Below are 22,531 nucleotides of genomic sequence, written 5' to 3'. Positions count from 1 at the left end.
CGCGCGCCGGGCCCGGCACCGCTCACAGCTGGTCGTTGTAGGGTTCCTTAATCTTGCCGACCATGCGGGCCAGCTTGGAGAAGGACGGCAGCTCCGCCTCCGGCTGGCACTGGTTGGCGAGTTCCAGCAGCCGGATCGGAAAGTTGACGGCGTCGCGGCTGGATGCGGACATACCTTCGGATCGTTCCTCGTTGGTTTCGCCGGCCTCGGTCTTGCGCAGGGCCAGGTCGATTTCCTCCGCCGTCAGCACCCCCTTTTGAACCAGGAGACGATTGATCGAGGCGACGGCCATCAACAGGCCTTCGAGTTGCAGGTTGGCGACATTCATGGCGATTGCTCCCGTGGCTGGGGTTGAAACGCACGAGCGGCATTTCCGCTCCAGAAAGGCTGCGGGCGAACGCCTATTCCTGCGTCAGCCGTTCGCCATATTCGCGCCACAGCGCCTTGACCTCCAGGTTGCCGAGGCTGCCGATCGAAACATCCCCACAGCTGATGGCGACGGCGCCGACGTCGTATTGGGGGTAGGCGTTGGCGACGAAACGGATGGCTTCGCCCAGCGAACGCACGCGGATGACTGGATCGGCCTGACCCTGGCCGGTGCTGCGCACCCCGGAAACCGTGGCTGGTGCATGCCGCATCCTGAACACGGATGCCATGGCTGGTCTGTCCATCGTCCTCTCCACAAGGCCGTGCGACGGGAATCATTCCATGAGCTTCGACGAATGATTTCACACCTGCCGGCTTATGACCAGCCGCCGGCAAAAGCAGGGTTTTACGCGCTTTGCCAGCGTCGCTCAGCGCGGGAGTTTCGACCAGATTAGGAATTTTTTCTCAGAAAGTGGTTGACGGGGTGAGTGCAGCTATGCTACATTTTTGCCCATGGTGCTGAGTTGCGCCAACGACCCGCCGCCGAGGCGGGTTTTTTGTTTCTGGACCGGTTTCATTTGCGCCACATGGAAACGTCGGCGGGACAGCGGGGGCGCCAACGAATGCCATCCTTCGCCCGATGACTCATTTCGCGATCCGAGAGACACCCATGACCCGCTACGCCACGATCACCGATGCTGACGGCCAGGAAATCGTCAGCGCCATCGGCGAATTCGAAGGCACTGCGCCGCAGCCGTGCCTGGGACGTGTCGAGCAGGTCGCACCCGGCGTAAAGATCGGCGTGGTGCGGGATGCGGCCGGGTTCGACCGAATTAGGAATTTTTTCTCAGAAAACGGTTGACGGGGTGAGTGCAGCTATGCTACATTTTTGCCCATGGTGCTGAGTTGCGCCAACGACCCGCCGCCGAGGCGGGTTTTTTGTTTCTGGGCTAGACATGTCGGCGGGACAGAGGGGGGCGCCAAGGAATGCCATCCTTCGCCCGATGACTCATTTCGCAATCCGAGAGACGACCCATGACCCGCTACGCCACCATCATCACCGATGCTGACGGCCAGGAAATCGTCAGCGCCATCGGCGAATTCGAAGGCGCCGCACCGCAGCCACGCCTGGGGCGTGTCGAGCAGGTCGCACCCGGCATAAAGATCGGCATGGTGCGGGATGCGGCCGGCGGCTTTTGTTTTTCGCAGGCCGGCATTGCCGGACCCCTTGTCGGTCTCGTCATGGCGCGGCTCAAGGCGCGGGCCGGTGTGGCAAAGCCTGTCGGTGGGGCGAATCCCGCCCAGGCGACAGGGCCGAAGCGCGCCAAGAAGGCAAAGAGGAAAACGGTTCGCTCGAAGAAGCGAGCCAGCCGGCCCGGACCGGCGGCGCCCAAGGCCGAAATGGTTTCCGCTGCCGGTGCCAGCGCCATGGACCAGGTCCATGACTGATAAAACCGCAACCGGGCCGACGCGCCGCAAGCCGGCGAGACGCAGGCCCGCCGCCAAACCGGCCACGACACAGAAGCCGCCCCGCAAGCGCGCCAAGAAAACACTGGGCGACGATTTCCTGGCCGCCGTGCGCGCCGATTTCCGTACACATGGCGCCGGCGTCATCGCCGAAGTGCGGGCCGACAAGCCGGACCAGTATCTGAAGATCGTGCTGTCGGTGCTGCCCAAGGATTTCGATGCCAAGATCAACCAAATGGACGGCCTGAGCGATGACGAAATCCGCAGCCGCATCCGCGCCCTCGAGGCCGTCGTCAAGCCGTTCCTCGAAGAGCCCGGCGATGTCCGTGAAGACGGAATATCTGGCGCTGATGGCCGAACTGGACAGACGGCGCCGGACCAATCAACTGGCGGCCTATAGACCGTATCTGACGCTGCCGGCGGTTTCCTACGCCAGGATCGCCGGCCTGCCGATGCCCGATCCCGCCGACGACACCACCACGCTGGCGGCCGCCTTCCTGATCGGCGTCTGTGCGATGTGGATTTCGGACGTGCTGTTCGAGTTTGTGGTGCGGAGATTCAAACCGGGGGTGGAGGAGTAGCTGTTGGCACCGCGTCGTCTGTTGGCTGCTGCCTGACGGAATTACCGAGACAGGTGGACCTGGCGCGGCGTGGCTCTCATTTCCAGGACCGACCGCTGCCCGCTTCGGCTCACGCCGGGGCGGGCTTTTTTGCATTTCCGATCGGCCATTGCTGAGCGGCATTCGAGTTGACCGGTCTCGTCGTCGTCCGTTGTGATAAGCAAGTTAATCATGTCGGTTATGCATAATGATTATTGTTAATTTTTGATTGAAGCACCGAAACTAGATAAAGACTTGAGCGGATGAAGTGTTCATATATTGTTAAGCAAGAGGTAGACCACAGAAGACGGAAGCCATCTCCATCATCAAACGGGAGTAGCTTTCATGAACAAGTTCACTGTTATTTTCGCCGCTGTTGCAGTTGCATCGTCCGTTGGAGCCGCCGAGGCAGGTTGTGGGTGCGGAGGTTCGGGCGGCTGGGGAGGCAATTCGAGCAGCCTGATCAATGTTTCGCCGTCCATCGACCTTGGCAAGATCACCGCGCTGAACGACGTGCTCAGCGGCAACAAACATCCTGAGCGGCAATGTCGTCTCAGGCATTCTAAACGGCAACAAGACCGGCATCGTCGGTGGCGTTCTGAGCGGGCTCGGCGTGAACCTGCTGGGCGGCAACAGCTACAGGCTGGGCAAGCGCCACTAGTCCGGCGCTGCATTTCAACTGTCGAAGGCAACCCAAAATAGCCCGTTCCGGTGCGCCGGGCGGGCTATTTCGCGTGTCGGGCCGATCAAGCGAGAATGTTGACCGCGCGTGCCGCGACCAGCGCGATGGTCAGCAGCGAGATCATGGCCTCGGCCATCATCAGCAGCTTGGCGCGCTGGGAAAGGGGCAAGGTATCGGTGGGTGAAAACGCTGTCGCATTGGTGAAGGCGAGGAAGAAATAATCGACGAAACCGGGCAGCCAATCTCGGAGGTCACGGTCGTTCAACGTCATCTGCGCGAACAGGAAATCGGCCTGCGCAAGCTTGACGAGGCCGCAGGTCGGCGGGCCGCCGCGGTCGGTGCTCCAGAACCACAAGGCAAAGACGATGACGTTGGTGACCCAGATGTTGAGTGCGTCGATCAGCAGCGTCGTGCCGCTGTTGCCGGCATGGCCCTCCAGCAAGGCACGCACCAGCAGGACCAGCGAACCGCAGTTCATGATGCTGATGATGGCGGTCATGGTCAGGGCTGTTCTGCGGATCATGACCCGAAATTGGCCGATCGCATGCCACTCGTGGTCCTCGACCGCCTTGCGGGTGGCGGCCTGTGTCCAGGCGGTGGCCACCGACAAGGGCAGCAGCAGAGCGGCCTCCAGCGCGGGCGCTAGCCAGCGCGGCCCGAATGAGAGATTGTTGATGACCAGAAGCTGCAGGCAGATGATGACGAGAACGGCCGCACGGGCCATCCAGAAATCGAGCGCACGGTAGTGGATGATGGCATGGTGGTGGCGCATTTATCAAATCCTGGATGCTTTTTTGGGGACGGGAACCGGTCAGGCGTAGGCGACGCCTGCCGCGATCACGCCCGATGCGCCGTGCCCGGCATGTTCAGGGCGCTCCGGGACGGCGTGTTCCATTGTTGTCCTGCTGGCATGTGATGATGAGAGAGGCGGCATGGTGGCGCGAAACTCTGCCTCAATCTTGGTTTTGCCATGGTCACCCAAGTATACATTTTCGTAAGCTTCGAGTTCTGGGCTGTTCCAAAAACCGTCCGGTGTGATTTATCCACCGTATGACGCGAATCGACGAACCCATGAACGGTTGGCTGCCGGTCGGCAGTTCTGTTCCAGGCGACTGGCGGCAGTCGTCGATCTGGCAGGGGCTGACGCGCTATCCAGAAGCCGGCCTAGCGCTTTTATGCCTGACACAGATCCTGTGCTGGACCGTGGCGCCCGCGCTTGTCGACGTGTCACCGCCCAACGATGTCGTCGAAGGCTTCATGTGGGGCCGCGAATGGGTGCTGTTGACCTACAAGCATCCACAGCTTCCCGGCTGGCTGCTCGAGATCAGCCATCTTCTGACCGGATCGTTCCGCTGGCCGCAATATCTCGTGGCTCAGCTAACGATCTCGGCCACTTTCGTGCTAGTCTATCTGCTGGCCCGCGACATGCTCGGGCGAACCCGCGCGCTGGCCGCCGTGCTTCTGATGCCGTCGCTCTATTTCTTCGGCTGGCCGACCCCACAGTTCAATCATGACTACGCGCAGATGCCCTTCTGGGCCGCTATCTGCTGGCTGTTGTGGCGTGCGGGCCGTGGTGGTGGGCCGGGCTGGTGGCTGGCGCTCGGGCTGGTGTCGGGCGTCGGGCTCTATGCCAAGCTTTCCACCGGCTTATTATTGCTTTTCGGGGCGATCTGGCTGCTGTCGGACACACGCGCACGCAGTCGGCTCGCCACGCCCTGGCCATGGCTTGGGCTCGCGGTTTTCGGCGCTGTCGCCGCTCCACTGGCCGCCGAACTCTGCCGCGTCGATTTCCTGCCGCTGACCTATGCCGCCTGGCGCGATCAGTGGGTGGTGGCCCATCGCTCCCGCTTTTATTATATCGGCGTCCAGATGGCCGGGCTCTGCGGCTTTCTTCTGGTGCTGGCGATATCAGGGCTGCTGCGGCGCTCGCCCGCGCCGCAAAAGCCCGTCGGGCGCGGCACGCTGGTCTATCTCTTGTGGATGGGGGTTGGCCCGGCGATCCTCGTCATGGTGGCGTCCCTGTTCACCGGCGCCGGCGAGGCCTGGGGCGCGCCGATGTACAATCTTGCTGGCGTTGTGGCGCTCGCCTTGCTGGGCCATCGCCTCGGCGCCATCGAGATGCGAAAGCTGGCGATCTGCGCGCTCATCTCCATTGTCGGCATATCCGGTGCCTATGCGGGCATCCGCTGGACGAAATGCAATCTGCGTGGGCGCATGGACGCCGTCTGCTGGCCGGCGCAAAAGATCTCGGATGAGGCAGAGGCTGTCTGGCACGCTGCGACGCCCGATCGGCTCGACATCGTCGGCGGCCATGCCCTTATTGCGCCGCTGGCGGGCCTCAATGCCTATGACAAGCCGTCGATCTTCACCGAACTGAACATGCAGTACGCCCCCTGGATCACCAAGGAGCGGCTGCGCGAGCATGGCATATTGCTGGTCTGGCCCGGGCGCGATGTGCCATCTTATCTGCAGGCGTGGGTGGGCGACATCCCGGTCAAAATCGTTCTTTTCGACTGGTCGCTCAAGGCACCGCCGGTGGCGATCAGCTTCGCCGCCATTCCGCCTGGCGCGCGGCAGTTGCCGGGTGCTATCGACGGCCTCGCCCGACCGAGCAACTGAAGCAGATCCGCCGGTCCGCTGGACGAAGCAGGTGACAATGCCCATCTATGTCCAGACAAACTTGCCTTTGAGGAGACGTGATATGGCGACTTCGACCGAACGCGCAGTCCTTGCCGGTGGCTGCTTCTGGGGTATGCAGGATTTGATACGGCGCTATCCCGGCGTCATCTCCACCCGTGTCGGCTACAGCGGCGGCGACGTGCCCAACGCCACCTACCGCAACCACGGCACCCATGCCGAAGCCATCGAGATCAATTTCGATCCGGCCATCATAAGCTATCGCACGCTGCTGGAACGCTTTTTCCAGATCCACGATCCGACGACCCGCAACCGCCAGGGCAACGATGTCGGGACGAGTTATCGCTCGGCGATCTATTACACCAGCGACGAACAGAAGCGCATCGCCGAGGACACGATCGCCGATGTCGATGCCTCGGGCCTGTGGCCGGGCAAGGTCGTCACCGAAGTCGCACCCGTTGGCCCCTTCTGGGAAGCCGAGCCCGAGCATCAGGACTATCTGGAGAAATATCCCAACGGATACACCTGCCACTTCGTCAGGCCAGGCTGGAAGCTGCCGGTTCGTGAGAAGGCTGTTTCGTAGGGCTCACAGCTTCCGGTCCTGCCATGCATTGCCGCTCGATGGAGTCGTCGAGCGGCATCATCGCATCCCAAACACCTTCAGTCAGCGCGCCTTGTCGCGTCGGTGAAGCCATCGAGCTCTTCACCAATATCCGAAAGTGCCCTTCGAACGATTGTCTCGACCGTGTCTTGCCGATCGGGATCGAGTAAACGAAGACCTCGTTGGATTGCATCGCGCCAGCTGGCACCGCGATTCCAAGCTTCGGAGAACACCACGGCGAGATCATCTTGCCGGCGGGCAGTTGCCATCGCCTCGACCAGCAAGCTTGCCTGAAGAACATCTTTTTCCCGTTTTGCCGCGCCGTTTGCATTCGCTTGGCGAAGAGAGGCGACAATCAGTTTGTGGACGGCATATCGCTCGGGTGAGGGGACCAGTACCGGGACTCCGGATCGATGCAACAAGACGGTTCTTACGGGTTCGCGGATCAGAAAATCCAGGAACCGCAAGGGTTGTGCCGATGCGCCGCCCAGCGACGGCATCGCGCTCGCGTGGTCGGCGTAGTCGTCGCTACCCCGATTTGGGGTCAGGAATTCGACCTTGTAGCGGGAAGCGTTTTCGAACTGGGTCGTGCGATTGGCATCCGTTCGGTGCGGAATTTCGCGAAACGACGGATCGATATCGCGCAGCACATTCATGATCGGTGGCAGACTGTCGCCCACTTCGACGGAGACCGAGTGAAATTGGGCAAAGTCGGCATCGCCTGTCTGTAGCGCTACCCCCGGCAGCCTTACGCCCAGATATCCGGCGTAGGTCTGGAATGCGACCGTGCCGACAAGTACGCCCCGCAAGCGGAAAAACCCGGCCTTGCCAAGAGCTTCGACGATATCGCCGGTAAATTTTTCCGGCTCCATCAACCCGGCCTCGCGAACAAGCGTCGATACGAGCTTACGACGGCTTTTCAGATCGCTCTTGATTTCCCTGAAGGCGGCGACGCGTTTTGCGATCTCGGGATCGTCGGCCGGACCGACATATCGTCTTGTCGTCTTCGGTCTGGTCTCCTCGAAATACCAGTAGTCGCGGCCTTTTACCGGAACCCGTACGAAATTGCCTGCCGTCGAGAAGTCAGTTTGGAACGAGGCATCCAGGCTTCGTTGCACGAGTTCAGCGAACAGAGTGCGATAAGCAATATCGATCGATTTCATGGCGGCGTCCGACCAGGGTCTTTGCGTTATAAGAAATTTGCAGTTCTCTTATAACTGCGCGCTTCTGCTCCTGGTTTCAAGTGGTTATAAGAAAATTGCGAAAACCTTATAATCGCCCGACCTGTTATCAGAAGCAGCGCCATACACCGCCAGCGGTGCGCGCCTGCGTCGATTTCCTGCGGCATGCGCATACCGGCCGTCAGACGCTGTCCGGCGATTAACGATGCGCCGAAAACCCGCGGAGCATTCGCTCCGCGGGTTTTCGCTCCAATTGGCGACAACTTACTTGCCGCAATGGTTGTCGTTGACTGTCGGCGAAGCCGTGCCCGGCGAGGTGCCGTTGGCATCTGGCTGTGCGCCCTGCGGACCGGCCGGGCAGTTTTCATCCGCGTTGGAATTCATGCCATCGGGCATGCCGGTCGTGCTGTTGGTTATGCCCGGGTCCACAGTGTCCGGCTCGACCGTATTGGGTGAAGCCGGCGTGTTCGGCTCAACCGTCACCGATTTGCCGCTGCCGCCTCCGTTTGCACCGTTATCGTCAGCACTTTGCGCCATGGCTGATGTCGCCAGGCCAATGGTGAGAGCCGAAGCTGCGAGGATTTTCATGTCTCCATTTCTGTGAACTCGTCGCTCATTCTTACGAAGGTGATCGCATCGCGACTATGGGGACAACCGGTCGCGGCAGTGAAGGTTCCCGACAAAATTCCGCTCAGGCGCACCACGACTGGCGCAATCCTTTTGGCGCAGTGTGCTGAAAAACGGCTTTCCCTTCAACCCGAATGATGCTTTAAGGCGCACATCCACAGGGGTGCTCCGTACGGTCGGGGCTGAGACGGGGGCGGCAAGCCCACAGACCCTAGAAGCTGATCTGGGTAATACCAGCGGAGCGAGGCGGGCGGTGTTTTCAGGCGCACAGATTTCCCTATATCCCATGACCGACGATTTCGTCGGTGTCATCCTTGGCGGGCTTGGCGCGCTCGATCCCTGGCGCGACAAGCTCAGGATCGAGACCGACGACATCTCGACCTTGCTGGTCGGGCCGCCCGAAGTGCTGTTTCCTGCCATGCGCGACCTCTTCGTGGCGGCGGCACGCAGCGGCAAACATTGCGTGTTGTCCGCCACCATCTCGCGCGGCTGCCCTGGCGAGCCGGACGATCCGATCTGCCGCTCCGATGCACTTGGTGGGCCGGTCGGGCCACTCGGCCCGCGCAGGGATGCGGCCATCGCGGCGGTGCGCAATGCTGCTGTCACCGGCCAGCCGGCGGCCGCGCAGTTCTCGCTCTATGTGATGGGCACCGACGACCACATGGACGAGATTTACGGCTGCATCGACTTTCTCAAGCAGTCCGGCGTCTATGAGCGTTCCAAGCATTTCTGCACGAAATTGCGCGGTGATGCCGGTGCGATCTTTTCGGCGCTGGACGAGGCCTTCTGTCGCTTCGGACCAGGCGCCGGCCACGTAACTCTCGACGTCACGGTCTCGGCCAACAGCCCGTCGGCTGTCTGAAGCTGCCGCCGCTTCCGCGCGGCCGTCAAAGGTTATCTCCCGTGGTCTCATCGTCAGTCGCTTCGCGCCGGATCGCGAGCCTTCTTGCCAAGGCAGTGCCGGCCATGGTCTCGGTCGGGTTGCTCCTGCTGGCGTGGGAGCTTTATGCCACCTATTCCGGCATCAAGCCGACGATATTGCCGGCGCCGTCGCGCGTCCTCGAGCAAGCGATGCTCAATCGCGAGGCGTTGGCCAACAACGCCGTTCCGACCATCCGCGCCACGCTACTCGGCTTTGCCTGTTCGCTCAGCGCCGCTTTTGCGCTGTCGATGCTGGTCGACTTCTTCCAGCCGCTGCGCCGCGCGTTGGTTCCCGTCTTCATCGTCAGCCAGACCTTGCCGCTGGTGGCGATCGCGCCGCTGGTGGTGCTGTGGTTCGGCTTCGGACTGGCGCCCAAGATCATGCTGGTGGCGCTGGTCACCTTCTTTCCGATGCTGGTCGCACTGGTCGAGGGCTATGAGTCGACCGAGGCCGAGATCGGCCAAATGCTGCGCGCCATGGGAGCAGGGCGCCGGCGCATCTTCGTGCTGGCGCGGCTGCCTTCAGCACTGCCTTACTTCTTTGCTGGCCTCAGGATCTCCATCACTTATGCCGTGGTCGGCGCCATCTTCGCCGAATATGCCGGTGCCGCGAAGGGGCTGGGCATATACATGCTCAACGCCAAGAACAATTTCCGCCCCGATTTGGTGCTGGCCGCCGTCGGTGTCAGCGCCGCGCTGACACTTGTCCTGTTCGGGTTGACTGTGCTGCTGCAGCGCCTGGCCATGCCCTGGGAGCGAGCCGACAAGGCAATCGCAGGGAAGGGGCCGCGGCGATGAACCGGCTCGAGCTGCGGCATGTGCGCAAGGCGTTCGGCGGGCTCGACGTGCTGGCCGATATTTCGCTCAGCGTCGGCGCCGGTGAATTCGTCTCGATCCTTGGACCTTCGGGCGCCGGAAAATCGACGCTGTTCCAGCTTCTGACCGGCGCCGAGCATGGCGAGGGCGAGATGTTCTTCGACGGCGAGCCGCTCGATGACCACGGCAAGCGCTTTGCCTTCATGCCGCAGCGTGATGCGCTGATGCCTTGGCGGCGCATCCTCGACAACGCGACGCTTGGACTCGAAGTGCAAGGCATCAGGCGCAAGGCGGCGCGGGCGCGCGTCGCGCCGCTGTTTGCCGAGTTCGGGCTTGCCGGCTTCGAGCGACATTTCCCCGGGCAGCTCTCGGGCGGCATGCGCCAGCGCGCGGCCCTGCTGCGCACCGTGGTGCAGCAGCGCGACATGCTGCTGCTCGACGAGCCGTTCGGCGCGCTCGATGCACTGACCCGCACCGCCATGCAGCGCTGGCTCGAACAGATGTGGCGGCATCACCGCTGGACGGCGCTGCTGATCACCCATGACGTGCGCGAAGCCGTGTTCCTGTCCGACCGCGTCTATGTGCTGTCGGCGCGCCCGGCCCGCATCGTGCGTGAAATCAAGGTGCCGCTCCCGCGCCCGCGCAGCCTTGGCGGCCAAGCCGCACGGCAGGCAAGCGCGCTCGAGGCCGAAATCCTCGACATCATCCTCAACCCCAACCCATCCAAAAGGACACGACCATGACTGACTTGACGCGCCGGCAGGCCTTGCTGCTCACGCTTGCCACAGGCCTTCCGCTCGTTGCCGGATCGGGGCGAGCCCAAGCACAATCGGCACAAAAGGTCACCGTTGCCCTCGACTGGACGGTCAACACCAACCACATCGGACTGTTCGTCGCCCGCGACAAGGGCTTCTATCGCGAGGCCGGGCTCGAGGTCGACATCCTGCCTTACAGCGATACCGGTGCGGGCACGCTGGTTGCAAATCGCGTCGCCGATTTCGGCATCAACGGCACCATCAGCCTGTTCACCCAGAGAACCGCCGGAGCGGACCTGAAGGGCGTCTATGCGGTGGTGCAGTCCGAAACCGGCCGCGTGGTCTTCAATGCGGCACGCAACGAGATCGTAAGCCCGAGAAGCCTCGACGGCTTGATCTATGGCGGCTTCGGCAGTGCCTGGGAAAACGCGCTGATATCGACCATCATCCGCCACGACGGCGGCAAGGGCAATTTCGAGACGGTGACGCTCGGCACCTCAGCCTATGAGGCGCTGGCCAATGGGTCGGTCGATTTCACGCTTGAAGTCTCGACGTGGGAGGGTGTCGAAGCCGAGCTCAAGGGCGTCAAGCAGCGCAGCTTCGTCTATGCCGATTATGGCGTGCCTGACGAGCACACGACACTGATCTCTTCGAGCGAAGCCTATCTCCAGGCCAATCCCAAGCCTGCGGCCGACTTCGTTCAGGCGACGCGGCGCGGCTACCAGTTCGCTGTCGACCACCCCGACGATGCGGCAACCCTGCTGATCGCTGCAAACAAGGATGCGTTGACCAATCCGGCGCTGATCCACGCCTCGCTGAAGGCATTGGCCGACGACCATTATCTACGCAGCCAAAGCGGCGCCATCGGGACGATGGATCCGGCTAAGATGGAAGCGATCGGCGACTATCTTTTCGCCTCCGGCATCTTGCGCGATCCCGACGGCAAAATTCTGGCGCAACGCCCTGATTTCGCGAGTTATTTCAACAACGAATTTCTAGCCTAGGCGTCCTCGGTGTGGACCGTGGCCGGCTCCGCAAGGAAGTAGGCGTCGCCACCAATTGTGACGCAATTTTTTTGCAAAGTAGTCGGCCCGGCGGTCAATAGACCGCGCCCTCATTTCGCACCGAGCCTGCGCGCTTTCTTGCGGTCGGCCGCGGCCCGTTTGTGGTTGCCCTTGGCGTCCCAGGCCCGACTCCGTGCCTCGTAGAGACCGACAAAATTGGGATCGAGCTTGATCGCCTTGCTGAGGTCGGCAATGGCCCCGTCATAGTCTGACCTGGTTGTCCGGATCACCCCTCTGCCGTAGTAACCATAAACGTTGTTGCGATCGAGGCTGAGCGCCTTTTCGAAATCGCTATAGGCGTCGGCGTCATCATGATTCCCCATCCGAACGAGACCGCGATCGGCATAGACCTTGGCTTCGGCGGGGGCGAGGTCGATGGCCCTGTCGTAGTCGGCAAGTGCCCGCTCGTAGTCTTCTTTCAAGGTATAATTCTGAGCGCGTCCGTAATAGGTCGGGGCAAAATTCGGATCGAGCGCGATCGCCCTGCTGTAATCGGCGATGGAGCGATCGTAGTCCTGTCTGGCATTCCAGGCCAAGGCGCGGGCGAAATAGGCGTCATGGAACGCGGGATCGAGTGCAACCGCTTTGTCGAACTGTACAATGGCGCCGTCATAGTCGCGCTTATCATGCAACGCTCGACCCTTGTTGAAAAACGCCTGGGCGGCTCCCGGAGCAGCGTTGCTCGATGCGGCCGGACCGGAAGTTGAACTGGCTGCTGCCGCAGCATCGCGCTCCTCGCGGGCATTGGTAAAGTTCGGATCGAGGCGCAGGACCTCATCGAGATCGGCGATGGCGCGGTCGTATTTCCCCTTCTTATTCCAGCAGAAACCACGATTGTACCAAGCTTCCGCGTCGGTCGGCCGAAGGCCGATTGCCTTTGTGGAATCGGCAATGATGCGATCGCAATCATGTTTGGCGGCCCAGCCGCGGCTGCGCAGTAGATAGGCGTCCGCATTGTTCGGTTGTAGCGAAATGATCGTGCTCAGATCCGCGATGGCGCGGTCGATGTCGCCTTTCTGCTGCCAAAGCAAGGCACGGTAGAAATAGCTGTCGATCAAATTGGGGTCGAGTTCCAGTGCCTTGTCGTGATCCGCCATTGCCCGGTCGGGATCGCCCTTCAGCGAGAAGGTGAAGCCGCGTAAACTGTAGGCGCGGGCATTGGATGGGTCGGCGGCAACCGCGATGTTGTATTGTTCGATGGCACGGTCGAACTGATTTTGAGAGCGCCAGATCGCACCCGCCCCGATGGCCTCTTCAGCAACCTTGTTTCGAAGCTGACCGGCGGGTGCGGGCGCGGGAGTGTTCGCCTTCGCCGCTACCGCCGCTTTGCGGCCTTTGCGTGCGGCGCCCAGCTTTGGATCGAGCTTGAGCGCCTGGTCGAAGTCGGCGATGGCTCGATCGTAGTCGCCTTTGGCGAACCAAGTGCTGCCACGCCCGTAATAAACGGGCGCATAGCTGCTATCAAGTTCGATCGCACGATTGTAATCGGCGAGGGCGGGATCGAATCGATCCTTCTTGCCCCAGGCAACGGCGCGGCCGAAATAGGCGTCGAAATAGGTCGGATAGAGCTCGATCACCTTGCCGTAGTCGTCGATGGCGCCATCATAGTCACCCTTTTCGACGCGCGACAGTCCTCGCCCGACATAGGCGGCAGCCTTCCTTGGATCGAGCGCGATCGCGCGGCTATATTCGGCAATGGCGAGATCGTATTTCCGCTTGCTGTAGAGTGCGTCGCCACGATCCATGAAAGCCTTGAGGGCCATGGGATCCGAGCCGACGGCATCTGGCGCGGTGCCGCCCTTCTTCAGGGCGGCCGCGGCCGCCATGCGGGCGACCGCGTAGTCCGGATTGCCCGGATAGAGCCTTATCGCCTGGTCGAAGTCGGCAATGGCGCCGCTATAATCCTTGCCGTCGGCCCGTTCTATGCCGCGTGCGTAATAGCTGGGGGCATCCTTCGCATCGATCCCGATCGCCGCCGAATAGGCTGCAATCGCTCGCTCGCTATCGCCTTTGACGTGCCAGGCCATGCCCATACAGAAATATGCATCCACCACTTTCGGATCGAGCGCAGCGGCTCGGCCGCAGTCGGCAAGAGCACCTTCGGCGTCCTCGGAGGTGGCCTTGGCCATACCCCGGCGAACATAGGCGGAGACCATATTCGGGAGGAGCTTGATCACCCGGTCATGGTCGGTGGTCGCCCGATCATAGACGCGCTTGGCGTCCCAGGCTTTGCCGCGGCCGAAGTAGGCGAGGGGGCTGTCCGGGTCGAGCGCGATCGCCTTGCCATACGCGCCGATTGCCTGGTCATACTTGCCGGCATCCAGCAGGCTGTCGCCGTGTCGCACCGCGGCCAGAATGCGCGGGTCGGTCGCCTGAATGAGTTCCGCCATATCGGCGACCGAGAGCTTGGCATCGGGCTGAGTATCATTGTCGGCCTGCGGGACCGCAGATTCGGCGCCGAGTTGCAGTTCGGCTCTTGCCGCCACCGCCGCCTTGCGGCTGACGAGATAATCCGCATTGCCCGGATCGAGCTTGATCGCCTCGTCGAAATCGGCAATGGCGCCGTCATAGTCTCTGCTGCCGGCCCGCGCCATGCCGCGCCCGTAATAGCTGGCATCGTCCTTCGGATCGATCTTGATCGCCATGGAATAAGCGGCGAGCGCGCGGCCAGGGTCGCCCTTCGCTTGCCACACAATGCCCTTGCAGAAGTGTGCGTCGCGGGCCTTCGGAGCGAGCGTGGCTGCTCGGTCGCAATCGGCGAGAGCACCATCGATATCGTCAAGTGTGATCTTGGCGAGGCCCCGGCGAAAATAGGCCGCAGCGAAATTGGGGGCTAGTTCGATGACCTTGTCGTAGTCGTCGATCGCCTGCTCGTAAGCCCGTTTGGCAGCCCAGGCCTTTCCTCGGCCGAAATAGGCAAACCGGTTGTTCGGATCAAGCGCGATCGCCTGGGCATAGGCGCCGATCGCCTGGTCGTATTTGCCCATATCCAGGAAGGCGTCACCGCCCAGGATCGCTTCCAGGGCGCTAGGGTCAGTAGACTCCAAGGCCTTTGCTGCCAGCGTGTCTTCAGTGGCCGCCCTATTCGAAACGGCAGTCTGGGGCTTTGTCGTATCCGCAAACGCTGCGGTGTTCAGGGCGAGAATGCCAGCAAGCCCAGCCAGCCGGACCGAGAGCAAAACCCTCATCAGCAAGCACGACCCAACCGCAGCGGCAACCCGCCGCGCACCTTTGCTCGTCATCTCGCTGGTCCTCCCCCGAAAACCTTGATCCGCTCAGCGGGTAATCACCTATTGTTCCTTATTTGTTCTAACAATGCAAGCATAAATTGCAATCGACGAACCGATGTGCATCCCAGTGGCCAAGGCTCTCACACGTTTCGTACGTTTAATGCCGACCTGATCTTGTCGATTAACTGCCCGGCAATGGTTGCGTGCAAAGGTCGCCCTGAGGGATCATTGGGGTGTCTGCATTGCTCATATCAAAAAGCGAGGCGCTTTCGCACGTCAGTGACGGCAGGATCCTGTCCGCAGCCCGAAAGCGCGAGATCCTGGTGGACTTGCGGGAAGGTTTCTTTCGGATATGCGCGCTGGCCTTCGCGGGCATGTTCGTCTACCGCGGCGTGTATCACCTGATGCTCGACCCGACGCGCATCAATGTGGCGCTGGTGGCGATTTCCGAGATCCTGACCTTTACCTGGCTGCTTCTGTCGCGTCGGCCGAAGGTTCGCGACTGGAACCCGCTCACGGTGGTTGTCTCCGTGATCGCCAGCTTCGGTGTCGGTTTCATCGACCTGGAGCCGGGCGTGGCGATCATCCCGGTCCATGTTGCGGCGCCGCTGCAGGCCCTGGCGTTGGGATTCGTGATCTGGGGAAAGATATCGCTGGGGCGTTCTTTCGCCATTCTGCCGGGCAATCGCGGCGTGATGACAGGCGGTGCCTACCGTCTGGTGCGGCATCCGATCTATGCCGGCTATCTTGCCGGCCATCTCCTGTTCCTGCTATCGGCCTTTTCCTTCTACAATCTAGCCGTCTACGCGGTGATCACCTTCTTCCAGGTGCACCGCATCCTGCGTGAAGAGGCGCTGCTGGCCGCCACGCCGGAGTACCGGGACTATATGAAGCGCGTCCGCTACAGGCTGTTCTACGGCGTCGTCTGACAAGCGGGCCGGTGCGCAGAATCGTTCGTCTGCAATCACGCTGGCGCCTTTTCGCGTGATCTGCGCGCTTCCTCCCCCATGTAGATCGACATTCGCCGGTCAAACCAAAGACGAAATGCCTTGCGTTCTCGAGAAGCGATGGAGATCGCCTGGGTCGCACCGCTAGACATTGGCGGCTATCACGGGTTCTCCCAGGCAGGTCATTGCCTTGATGCCGCAGCCTTGCTGCCCGCATCCGTCCGTTGACAGGCTCTGGTCGCCTCGTGGCGGCCTTGTTGTCCCTTGCCAGGGGCTCATGCGGTATCTGGCGCTGTCCGAGGCGTCGCTGCAAGACGATCAGGGCAGAACGTCCGGCCGTCAGGCAAATGATGGGACTCGTTTTCAGAATCGATTTTTTATTACAGCGTCGAATTATATCGATGATGGCAACTTTGTGTTTTTGAATATGAATAAATTTTTATTATTGTTATAATTTTGGAGTTTTTTAAATAGATACCAATATTTATGTTCAGAAATCGCATTATGAAACTGAAACTCACTGCCTCGCGTAGTTGATACTGCAATCGGCCTTTTGCCGGCTGTCTTAGCGCAACGACAACAGGAGAGTGTTATGACTTTTACTATCAAAACAGTCACCAGTGTGTTAGCGGGTAGTGCAGTAATCTTAGCCCTTTCCCTGCCGGCGGGTGCCGCAGGAATCGGCGTTGGTGTTGGTGCCTCGGTGGGTGGTAGCGGCGGCGTCAATGCGGGTGTCGGGGCTTCCGTAGGCGGCAGTGGCGGCATCGGCGCCGGAGTGGGCGCTTCCGTCGGCGGTAGCGGCGGCGTCAAGGCCGGTGCCGGTGTCAACGTCGGCGGCTCGAGCGGCGTCAGTGCTGGTCTCGGCGCTTCGGTCGGCGGCAGCAACGGCATCAATGCCGGCGCGCGCGCCAACGTCGGAGGGTCTGGCGGCATTACGGCCGGCCTTGGCGCCAATGTCGGCGGGACGAGCGGCATCGGCGTTGGCGTCGGTGTCGGCATAGGAACCAATTCAGGCAATCCCGGTACACCGGGCAACCCGGGTACTCCCGGAACACCGGGCACACCGGGACATCCGAGCCTGCCCGGTGTCGTCGCCGACATGTCGGACGGCCAGGTGGCGCGGATGAAGAAGCGCTGCGTCGATGTTCTTGGCAGTTCCGGAGTCTATGACCGCGACCTGCGTCAGCTTTGCCTGCTTATCGCACGTCGCTGACACCAGGAGTGCCGGGATCGGAAGTGCCGAACCAGCCGCGAGGCTTGACCGCACTCTCCTGGCCTCCGGCCGGTCGGAAAGCCCGCGATGGCCTGGCGGGCTTTCTGCGGCGTTGAGCTCTCAGGTTCCAAGTTCTGTGGTTTCGTCACCATCTGGCAGGCCGTTACTGTTGCCGGCGAGGCTTCTTCCGCGCGATGCCCGCCACAATCGCGCGGAACGGTGGGGCCTTTGGAACGCTCGTCTTTGAATATCGCATGCTGCGATGTTCAACCCGATGCCTCAGCGCTTATGGGAGTTGGAAGCCATGAGCCCTGGAACCATACTGATCATCATTCTTATCATTGCGCTGCTTGGCGGCCTCAGCGGGCACCGGCTCCTATGGTGGCGGCCCTGGGCTCTTGCTGCTCATCTCGTGCCACGGGTGCATCTAGCCGGGTTATCGCCAACTGATCGCAATCTCGTGAGCGCCCCAATGTCGGCGTGCACCGGATTGTGATGCAGGCAAGCCGGCTTGTGATCCTGCACTCTGCAAAACTTTCGTATGGTCATTGCGGTCCACACCCCCCCCGTGGAAACAAGAGGAGAGGGTCCCACCCCTTGTCCTCCTCCAAGGCCCGCTCCGGTTCACCGTAGCGGGCTTTTGCTTGCTGGCGAGGGAAAACCGGCTCGCATCAAACCCTATGGGCGAGGCGTTCAGATGCTGGCGCCAGTCGACTACTCCATGTCAGGCACGTCACCGCTGACGAAGAGCGTGTTCGGCGGACCATATTCGCCCAGCGTCGGATCGGCCTCACGGCTCCAGGCGATGACGCCGGAATGCTTTGCCGTCAGAGCCCTGGCGGTGCGTATGGCGCGATCCTCGCTCTGCTGGTCGGCGGGTCCAAAGGCTGGGAACAACTCGCCATCCTCACCGCGATCGAACGCGACCACGACGATCAGCCTGGGATTTTTCTGGCCACTGGAATCGGACATCTTGCACCTTTGGCGCAGAACCTATCACATTGCTCGGGGTTGAAGGCCGCGAATCGATGAATGCCGACTTTGGGGAGTGGCATCGTGCAAGATCAGCGTTTCGATGAGCCGGTCAGGATTGCGCTCGGCCGATCGCGAAACTCGATCTTCAACGTGGAGCGGGTCGCTCAGGCTGCCGACATCCTGCTGAACCGCTGGCCGGTTGCGACCGGGCAAAAGCATATGGTTGCCCGCAAGGCCTGTCTGGCCGTGCTCGAGGGAAAGAAAGAAGTCTCGGCGGCAAGAGCGGCGTTCATCAACGCCGCTATCGAGGCGGACATCCTCGTCGAACCGCGTGAGGTGTCGATCCCGTAGCCTGCCCCTGGTGAAATTGAATCAGGATCTGGCTCCATCCCCTTGATGTAACCTCTTTTTGGGCGATCGCCGACCGGCTTTTCAGGGCTATTGACCTGCCTCTCGGCACGCCCTGCACGGTTATCCCGCACATTTCGCTGCCTGTTGGTCAGTCAGTCTTCGGCATCTGTTGACATAGCATCCGGGCCTCGGTATTGAACAGGATTATACAGGTTCATTGAACAGGTACCCTTATGAAGCGGCGCGCGGTTCAACTGTCTCCCGGCACGGGCAAGCCCGAGCAGATCGCCACCGTCCTCGAACATGAGATCCGTTCCGGCGTCCTCGGTTTCGGCGACCGCCTGCAAAGCGAGAAGGAACTCGTCCAGCGCTTCTCCGTGAGCCGCAATACGGTCCGCAAAGGCCTCGAGGAACTGTCCAGCCGCGGGCTGATCACGACCAAGGTTGGTATCGGCTCGTTCGTCACCTTCGACGGCAAGCCGGTCGACGACTCGATCGGCTGGTCGCGCGCGCTGGCCGATGCCGGCGCCAATGCCGAGACGCGGACGCTGCGGCTGGAGGTCATCGAAGACCCCGATCTGGCTGCGCTGCTTGGCATCGAAAGCCCGTTCTTCATCGCCGTCGACCGGGTGCGCACCAACGCCAGCGACGGCCATGCGATCTCCATCGAGCGCAGCCGGTTGCCATTGTCCTCCGAGCTCGAGGACGTACCGTTGCGCGGATTGCGCGAGGGCTCGCTGCACCAGACGCTGCGCGTCGCCGGCCTCATTCCCGACCATGGCGAGGAATGGGTCGAGATCGAGATGCTCAATGCCGAGGATGCGGCCATCCTCGGCTGCCCGCAAGGCACGCCTTTCCTGCGTGGCCGCCGGCTGACGCGCGCCGCCGACGACCGGCCGATCGAGTACGTCACCAGCCTGCTCAATCCGGCGCATTTTGCGCTGCATATGAGGTTCTGAGCGATGTCGGATGCAACCAGCAAGGCTATTGATCGCGCCATGGGGGCGCTTGTCGGCGGGGCGCTGGGCGATGCGCTCGGCATGCCGACGCAGCTTTTGTCGCCGGTTCGCATTGCCGAACTTTACGGCCATGTCGAGAATTTCATCGAGCCTTTCCCGGATCATCCGGTATCGAAGGGACTGGCCGCCGGCACCATCACCGACGATACCGAGCAGGCGTTGCTGCTCGGCCGCATCCTGGTCGAATCCGGCGACCGTTTCGACCACGCGCGCTGGGTCAATGCGCTGCTCGACTGGGAGCGCGAGGTTAAGGCGCGTGGCAGCTATGACCTTTTGGGGCCATCGACCAAACGCGCCATCGACGCCATCAACAATGGTGTGCCGGCTGAGGAAGCGGGACGCAGCGGCGACACCAATGGTGCGGCGATGCGTATTGCGCCGGTCGGCATCATGATGCCGCTCGAACCGTTGGAAGCGTTCGTCGGCAAGGTGGCTGAGACCTGCCGGGCCACGCACAACACCTCGATTGCCATCGCCTCCGCCGCTGCCGTTGCGGCAGCCGTCAGCCGCGGCGTCGCCGGCGGTGGCTGGCGCGACGCTTCCGCCAGCGCGGTCGCGGCGGCGAGGCGAGGGGCGACACTCGGACATTGGGTGACCGGCGGCGACATCGCCGCGCGCATCGTCTGGGCGCAAGACATCGTGCGCGGCAAGGCGATCAGGGATGCGATCCGGCTGATCACCGATCTGGTTGGCACCGGCGTCGCCAGCCAGGAATCCGTTCCGGCGGCCTTCGCCGTGCTGGAAGTCGCGCGTGGCGACCCATGGCAAGCAGCCGTCATCAGCGCCAATCTCGGCGGCGACACCGATACGATCGGCGCCATCGCCGCCGGCATGGCCGGCGCCTGCAGCGGTTTTTCCCGATTGCCGCAACAGCATATCGCCCGGCTTGTCGGCCTCGACATGTCGGAGGTTCGCGCGCTCGCCGCCGATCTCGTGGCAGCAAGGATGGCGAAAATCGGTTCCGGCAAGGACGCGGCGGAATGAGCGGCCGTCTCGTCCATGTCGGCAGTGCCGTGGTCGACTATGTCTACCGCATCGACGCCCTGCCGGCGCCCGGCATGGAAAAGACGGCATCGAGCTTTGCCCAGGTCGCCGGCGGCGGCTTCAACATGATGGTCGCGGCCAGCCGCACCGGCATGCAGGTGGTGTTCGGCGGCCAACTCGGCAGCGGGCCCAATGGCGATTTCCTGCGCGCTGCTTTCATAGCCGAGGGTATCGAGACACTGACGCCGCCATCGCCCGTGATGGACAGCGGCAACTGCGTCGCCATGATCTCGAGCGACGCCGAACGCACCTTCGTGTCGTGGCCTGGTGCGGAGAGCGTTCTCAGCCTCGACATGATGGCGCCGGTCGCGGTGGCACCGGGTGACTGGGTGTTCACCTCCGGCTACACGCTGAGCTACCCCAAGAGTCGCGATGCGCTCACTGATTGGATCGAGGCGCTGCCGACAGGTATTCCCTTCGTCTTCGACCCGACGCCGGTCATCACGGACATTCCGCGTCCCATCCTGTCGCGGGTGCTTGCCCGCACCACATGGCTGAGCTGCAACACGACGGAAGCCGCCGAGATTGCCGGCCCAGGCGATGTCGAGGGCCTCGCGGTACGGCTGCTGGGCGACCACTGCCCGAAAGCAGCGGGCGTGGTCATCCGCTCCGGGGCAAAGGGTTGCCATATCAGGTTGGCCGACGGCACGGCGCAGACCGTTGCCGGCTTCAAGGTCACCGCCATCGACACCAATGGCGCTGGCGACACCCATATCGGTGCTTTCGTCAGCGCGCTGGCGCGCGGCATCCCGCCCTTCGAGGCAGCGCGCTATGCCAATGCGGCAGCGGCCATATCGGTCACCCGCCATGGCGGCTCGTCGGCGCCGACCGACCACCAAATCCAGACATTCCTGAGCCATGCCGCCGACCCGTCGGGAGCAGGCCGGACACAGAAGGCCAATGCATAACAGCTGGAAAGCCTGACAAGCCCGGGAACCGGGCAAACCCACAGAGAGGAACCAACCATGCGCATGCCCGACTTGACTGCTCTGCTGACGGCGACTGCCGTCTTTACCTCCGCACTCGCGTTCGCCGCCAAGGCTGACGAAGTGCATGTGCTCAACTGGAAGGGATACGGCGCCGACGAACCATGGGCGGTGGAGGCTTTCGAAAAAGCGACCGGCAACAAGGTCGTCAACGACTTCTTCAATTCCGAACAGGAAATGCTGACCAAGATCCGGACCAATCCCGGTCTCTACGACGTGGTCATGATCAATGCCGCCTTCAACGACCAGGCGATGGACGGCAAACTGATCCAGCCGATCGACGTCTCCAAATTGCCGAACTACGCCGACATCAGCAAGGACAAGGCGGGATCGCCGATGCTCGTCCATGACGGCAAGGTCTATGGCGTGCCGTGGGTGTGGGGCCTCACCGCGCTCGCGATCAACGACAAATCCTTCGACAAGCCGCCGACGAGTATCGCCGAGATGTGGGATGCCGCCCATAAGGGCCGCGTCGTCATTCGCGACGATGCCGTCGAAGCGGTGCAGTTTGGCGCCATCGCAACGGGCCAGAACATCAACGACATCAAGGATATGGATGCGGTCAAGGCGAAGCTCACCTCGCTGATGCCGCAGATCAAGACCTTCTGGAGTTCGGAGAACGACTGGAACCAGATGGTCGCCTCCAACCAGATCGATATCGGCACCTACTGGAGCGGCTCGGCCGATCGCGCCAAGACGCATTTCAAATTGCCGGTCTCTCTGGTCGTGCCGCAGGAGGGTGCCGTCGCCTGGCTCGACGCGTTTTCCATTCCGGTCGGCGCCAAGAACGTCGCCGGCGCCGAGGCTTTCGTCAACTACATGATCGACCCGAAATTCTACGTCGAATGGGTCACCAAGGTCGGTGCTCCTGTCTCCGCCAACACCAAGGCGGTGGAAGCGCTGCCCGAGGATGCCTTCAACCGCAAGGTCATGGGCGACCCCGAGGTGGCCAAACGCATCCAGTTCCAGGCGCCGATCACCGATGCCCAGCGCGAAGCCTATCTGGCGCTGTGGCAGCAGTTGAAGGTCGACGTGAAATAGAGCCGACAT

General features: G+C 62.0%; 25 protein-coding genes and 1 riboswitch. Of the genes, 18 read left to right on the top strand and 7 right to left on the bottom strand.

The window, feature by feature from the left end; translation table 11 throughout:
- Nucleotides 1–22: 22 nt before the first annotated feature.
- Together M729_RS0103205 and M729_RS0103200 are read right to left on the bottom strand one after the other, a co-directional pair.
- Nucleotides 23–328: a hypothetical protein gene (locus M729_RS0103205; RefSeq protein WP_013530780.1), complete on the bottom strand. Its 306-nt coding sequence runs from the start codon at nt 326–328 to the stop codon at nt 23–25.
- Nucleotides 329–401: 73 nt separating this feature from the next.
- Nucleotides 402–671 (bottom strand): hypothetical protein, encoded by a 270-nt coding sequence (locus M729_RS0103200; RefSeq protein WP_027160736.1) that lies wholly within the window; start codon nt 669–671, stop codon nt 402–404.
- Nucleotides 672–1,036: 365 nt separating this feature from the next.
- On the opposite strand from M729_RS0103200, the gene M729_RS0103195 reads away from it, so the two are divergent.
- The 5 genes from M729_RS0103195 to M729_RS1000000136830 all read left to right on the top strand — a co-directional run bounded on the left by M729_RS0103195 (nt 1,037) and on the right by M729_RS1000000136830 (nt 3,134).
- On the top strand, nt 1,037–1,228 hold the full coding sequence (locus tag M729_RS0103195) for a hypothetical protein (RefSeq protein WP_027160735.1): 192 nt from the start codon (nt 1,037–1,039) through the stop codon (nt 1,226–1,228).
- A gap of 173 nt (nt 1,229–1,401) precedes the next feature.
- Complete coding sequence (locus M729_RS0103190; RefSeq protein WP_027160734.1) at nt 1,402–1,815, top strand: hypothetical protein; 414 nt, start codon at nt 1,402–1,404, stop codon at nt 1,813–1,815.
- The gene (locus M729_RS01000000134610; RefSeq protein WP_050596168.1) at nt 1,808–2,233 is read left to right on the top strand and encodes a hypothetical protein; all 426 of its coding nucleotides are present in this window, start codon (nt 1,808–1,810) and stop codon (nt 2,231–2,233) included. The genes M729_RS0103190 and M729_RS01000000134610 overlap by 8 nt, the downstream gene beginning before the upstream one ends.
- Nucleotides 2,184–2,414 carry a hypothetical protein gene (locus tag M729_RS1000000139125; RefSeq protein WP_032807971.1) on the top strand — a complete coding sequence of 77 codons (231 nt, stop codon included), beginning with the start codon at nt 2,184–2,186 and terminating at the stop codon, nt 2,412–2,414. Before M729_RS01000000134610 ends, M729_RS1000000139125 begins: the two co-directional genes overlap by 50 nt.
- Before the next feature lie 363 nt (nt 2,415–2,777).
- The gene (locus tag M729_RS1000000136830) at nt 2,778–3,134 is read left to right on the top strand and encodes a hypothetical protein (protein WP_245267532.1); all 357 of its coding nucleotides are present in this window, start codon (nt 2,778–2,780) and stop codon (nt 3,132–3,134) included.
- Nucleotides 3,135–3,178: 44 nt separating this feature from the next.
- On the opposite strand, the gene M729_RS0103175 is transcribed toward M729_RS1000000136830, so the two are convergent.
- Nucleotides 3,179–3,886, bottom strand: a complete 708-nt coding sequence (locus M729_RS0103175) for a hypothetical protein (RefSeq protein WP_013530791.1) — start codon at nt 3,884–3,886, stop codon at nt 3,179–3,181.
- Nucleotides 3,887–4,185: 299 nt separating this feature from the next.
- On the opposite strand from M729_RS0103175, the gene M729_RS0103170 reads away from it, so the two are divergent.
- Nucleotides 4,186–5,733 carry a glycosyltransferase family 39 protein gene (locus M729_RS0103170; RefSeq protein ID WP_050596188.1) on the top strand — a complete coding sequence of 516 codons (1,548 nt, stop codon included), beginning with the start codon at nt 4,186–4,188 and terminating at the stop codon, nt 5,731–5,733.
- Nucleotides 5,734–5,815: 82 nt separating this feature from the next.
- Entirely contained in the window at nt 5,816–6,334 is a 519-nt protein-coding gene (gene msrA, locus M729_RS0103165) for a peptide-methionine (S)-S-oxide reductase MsrA (RefSeq protein WP_024501587.1), read from the top strand.
- A gap of 77 nt (nt 6,335–6,411) precedes the next feature.
- On the opposite strand, the gene M729_RS0103160 is transcribed toward msrA, so the two are convergent.
- Nucleotides 6,412–7,515 (bottom strand): GSU2403 family nucleotidyltransferase fold protein, encoded by a 1,104-nt coding sequence (locus M729_RS0103160; protein WP_024501586.1) that lies wholly within the window; start codon nt 7,513–7,515, stop codon nt 6,412–6,414.
- Nucleotides 7,516–7,797: 282 nt separating this feature from the next.
- Nucleotides 7,798–8,121, bottom strand: a complete 324-nt coding sequence (locus M729_RS0103155) for a hypothetical protein (RefSeq protein WP_027160732.1) — start codon at nt 8,119–8,121, stop codon at nt 7,798–7,800.
- A 188-nt stretch (nt 8,122–8,309) separates the two neighbouring features.
- Nucleotides 8,310–8,423, top strand: a riboswitch (TPP riboswitch).
- Between M729_RS0103155 and M729_RS0103150 the strand changes: the two genes are divergently transcribed.
- The 4 genes from M729_RS0103150 to M729_RS0103135 all read left to right on the top strand — a co-directional run bounded on the left by M729_RS0103150 (nt 8,414) and on the right by M729_RS0103135 (nt 11,656).
- Nucleotides 8,414–9,022 (top strand): YkoF family thiamine/hydroxymethylpyrimidine-binding protein, encoded by a 609-nt coding sequence (locus M729_RS0103150; protein ID WP_024501584.1) that lies wholly within the window; start codon nt 8,414–8,416, stop codon nt 9,020–9,022. It overlaps the preceding riboswitch by 10 nt.
- Before the next feature lie 104 nt (nt 9,023–9,126).
- Complete coding sequence (locus M729_RS0103145) at nt 9,127–9,879, top strand: ABC transporter permease (protein WP_081714197.1); 753 nt, start codon at nt 9,127–9,129, stop codon at nt 9,877–9,879.
- A complete protein-coding gene (locus tag M729_RS0103140; RefSeq protein WP_024501582.1) occupies nt 9,876–10,640 on the top strand; it encodes an ABC transporter ATP-binding protein in 765 nt (254 codons plus the stop codon). The genes M729_RS0103145 and M729_RS0103140 overlap by 4 nt, the downstream gene beginning before the upstream one ends.
- Nucleotides 10,637–11,656 carry an ABC transporter substrate-binding protein gene (locus M729_RS0103135; RefSeq protein ID WP_027160731.1) on the top strand — a complete coding sequence of 340 codons (1,020 nt, stop codon included), beginning with the start codon at nt 10,637–10,639 and terminating at the stop codon, nt 11,654–11,656. Before M729_RS0103140 ends, M729_RS0103135 begins: the two co-directional genes overlap by 4 nt.
- Before the next feature lie 110 nt (nt 11,657–11,766).
- On the opposite strand, the gene M729_RS01000000134600 is transcribed toward M729_RS0103135, so the two are convergent.
- Nucleotides 11,767–14,763: a tetratricopeptide repeat protein gene (locus M729_RS01000000134600; protein WP_245267531.1), complete on the bottom strand. Its 2,997-nt coding sequence runs from the start codon at nt 14,761–14,763 to the stop codon at nt 11,767–11,769.
- Nucleotides 14,764–15,179: 416 nt separating this feature from the next.
- Here M729_RS01000000134600 and M729_RS0103125 point away from each other — a divergent pair, with 416 nt between their 5' ends.
- Complete coding sequence (locus M729_RS0103125) at nt 15,180–15,875, top strand: isoprenylcysteine carboxylmethyltransferase family protein (protein WP_027160730.1); 696 nt, start codon at nt 15,180–15,182, stop codon at nt 15,873–15,875.
- A gap of 610 nt (nt 15,876–16,485) precedes the next feature.
- On the top strand, nt 16,486–17,106 hold the full coding sequence (locus tag M729_RS0103120; RefSeq protein ID WP_027160729.1) for a hypothetical protein: 621 nt from the start codon (nt 16,486–16,488) through the stop codon (nt 17,104–17,106).
- 714 nt (nt 17,107–17,820) lie between these two features.
- Here M729_RS0103120 and M729_RS0103115 read toward each other — a convergent pair.
- The gene (locus M729_RS0103115; RefSeq protein ID WP_013530800.1) at nt 17,821–18,078 is read right to left on the bottom strand and encodes a hypothetical protein; all 258 of its coding nucleotides are present in this window, start codon (nt 18,076–18,078) and stop codon (nt 17,821–17,823) included.
- An 84-nt stretch (nt 18,079–18,162) separates the two neighbouring features.
- Here M729_RS0103115 and M729_RS0103110 point away from each other — a divergent pair, with 84 nt between their 5' ends.
- The 5 genes from M729_RS0103110 to M729_RS0103090 all read left to right on the top strand — a co-directional run bounded on the left by M729_RS0103110 (nt 18,163) and on the right by M729_RS0103090 (nt 22,522).
- Nucleotides 18,163–18,432, top strand: a complete 270-nt coding sequence (locus M729_RS0103110) for a DUF982 domain-containing protein (RefSeq protein ID WP_013530801.1) — start codon at nt 18,163–18,165, stop codon at nt 18,430–18,432.
- A 233-nt stretch (nt 18,433–18,665) separates the two neighbouring features.
- Nucleotides 18,666–19,391 carry a GntR family transcriptional regulator gene (locus tag M729_RS0103105; RefSeq protein ID WP_027160728.1) on the top strand — a complete coding sequence of 242 codons (726 nt, stop codon included), beginning with the start codon at nt 18,666–18,668 and terminating at the stop codon, nt 19,389–19,391.
- A 3-nt stretch (nt 19,392–19,394) separates the two neighbouring features.
- The gene (locus M729_RS0103100; protein ID WP_027160727.1) at nt 19,395–20,435 is read left to right on the top strand and encodes an ADP-ribosylglycohydrolase family protein; all 1,041 of its coding nucleotides are present in this window, start codon (nt 19,395–19,397) and stop codon (nt 20,433–20,435) included.
- Nucleotides 20,432–21,403 carry a PfkB family carbohydrate kinase gene (locus M729_RS0103095; RefSeq protein WP_013530804.1) on the top strand — a complete coding sequence of 324 codons (972 nt, stop codon included), beginning with the start codon at nt 20,432–20,434 and terminating at the stop codon, nt 21,401–21,403. Before M729_RS0103100 ends, M729_RS0103095 begins: the two co-directional genes overlap by 4 nt.
- A 57-nt stretch (nt 21,404–21,460) precedes the next feature.
- Nucleotides 21,461–22,522, top strand: coding sequence for an ABC transporter substrate-binding protein (locus M729_RS0103090; protein ID WP_027160726.1), 1,062 nt, complete (start codon nt 21,461–21,463; stop codon nt 22,520–22,522).
- Nucleotides 22,523–22,531: the final 9 nt, after the last annotated feature.

The organism is Mesorhizobium sp. WSM1293 (genome assembly GCF_000513875.1).
Classification (GTDB): Bacteria; Pseudomonadota; Alphaproteobacteria; order Rhizobiales; family Rhizobiaceae; genus Mesorhizobium; species Mesorhizobium ciceri.
Note: the sequence above shows the minus strand (reverse complement) of the source record. Positions and strands in the feature narration are given on the sequence as shown.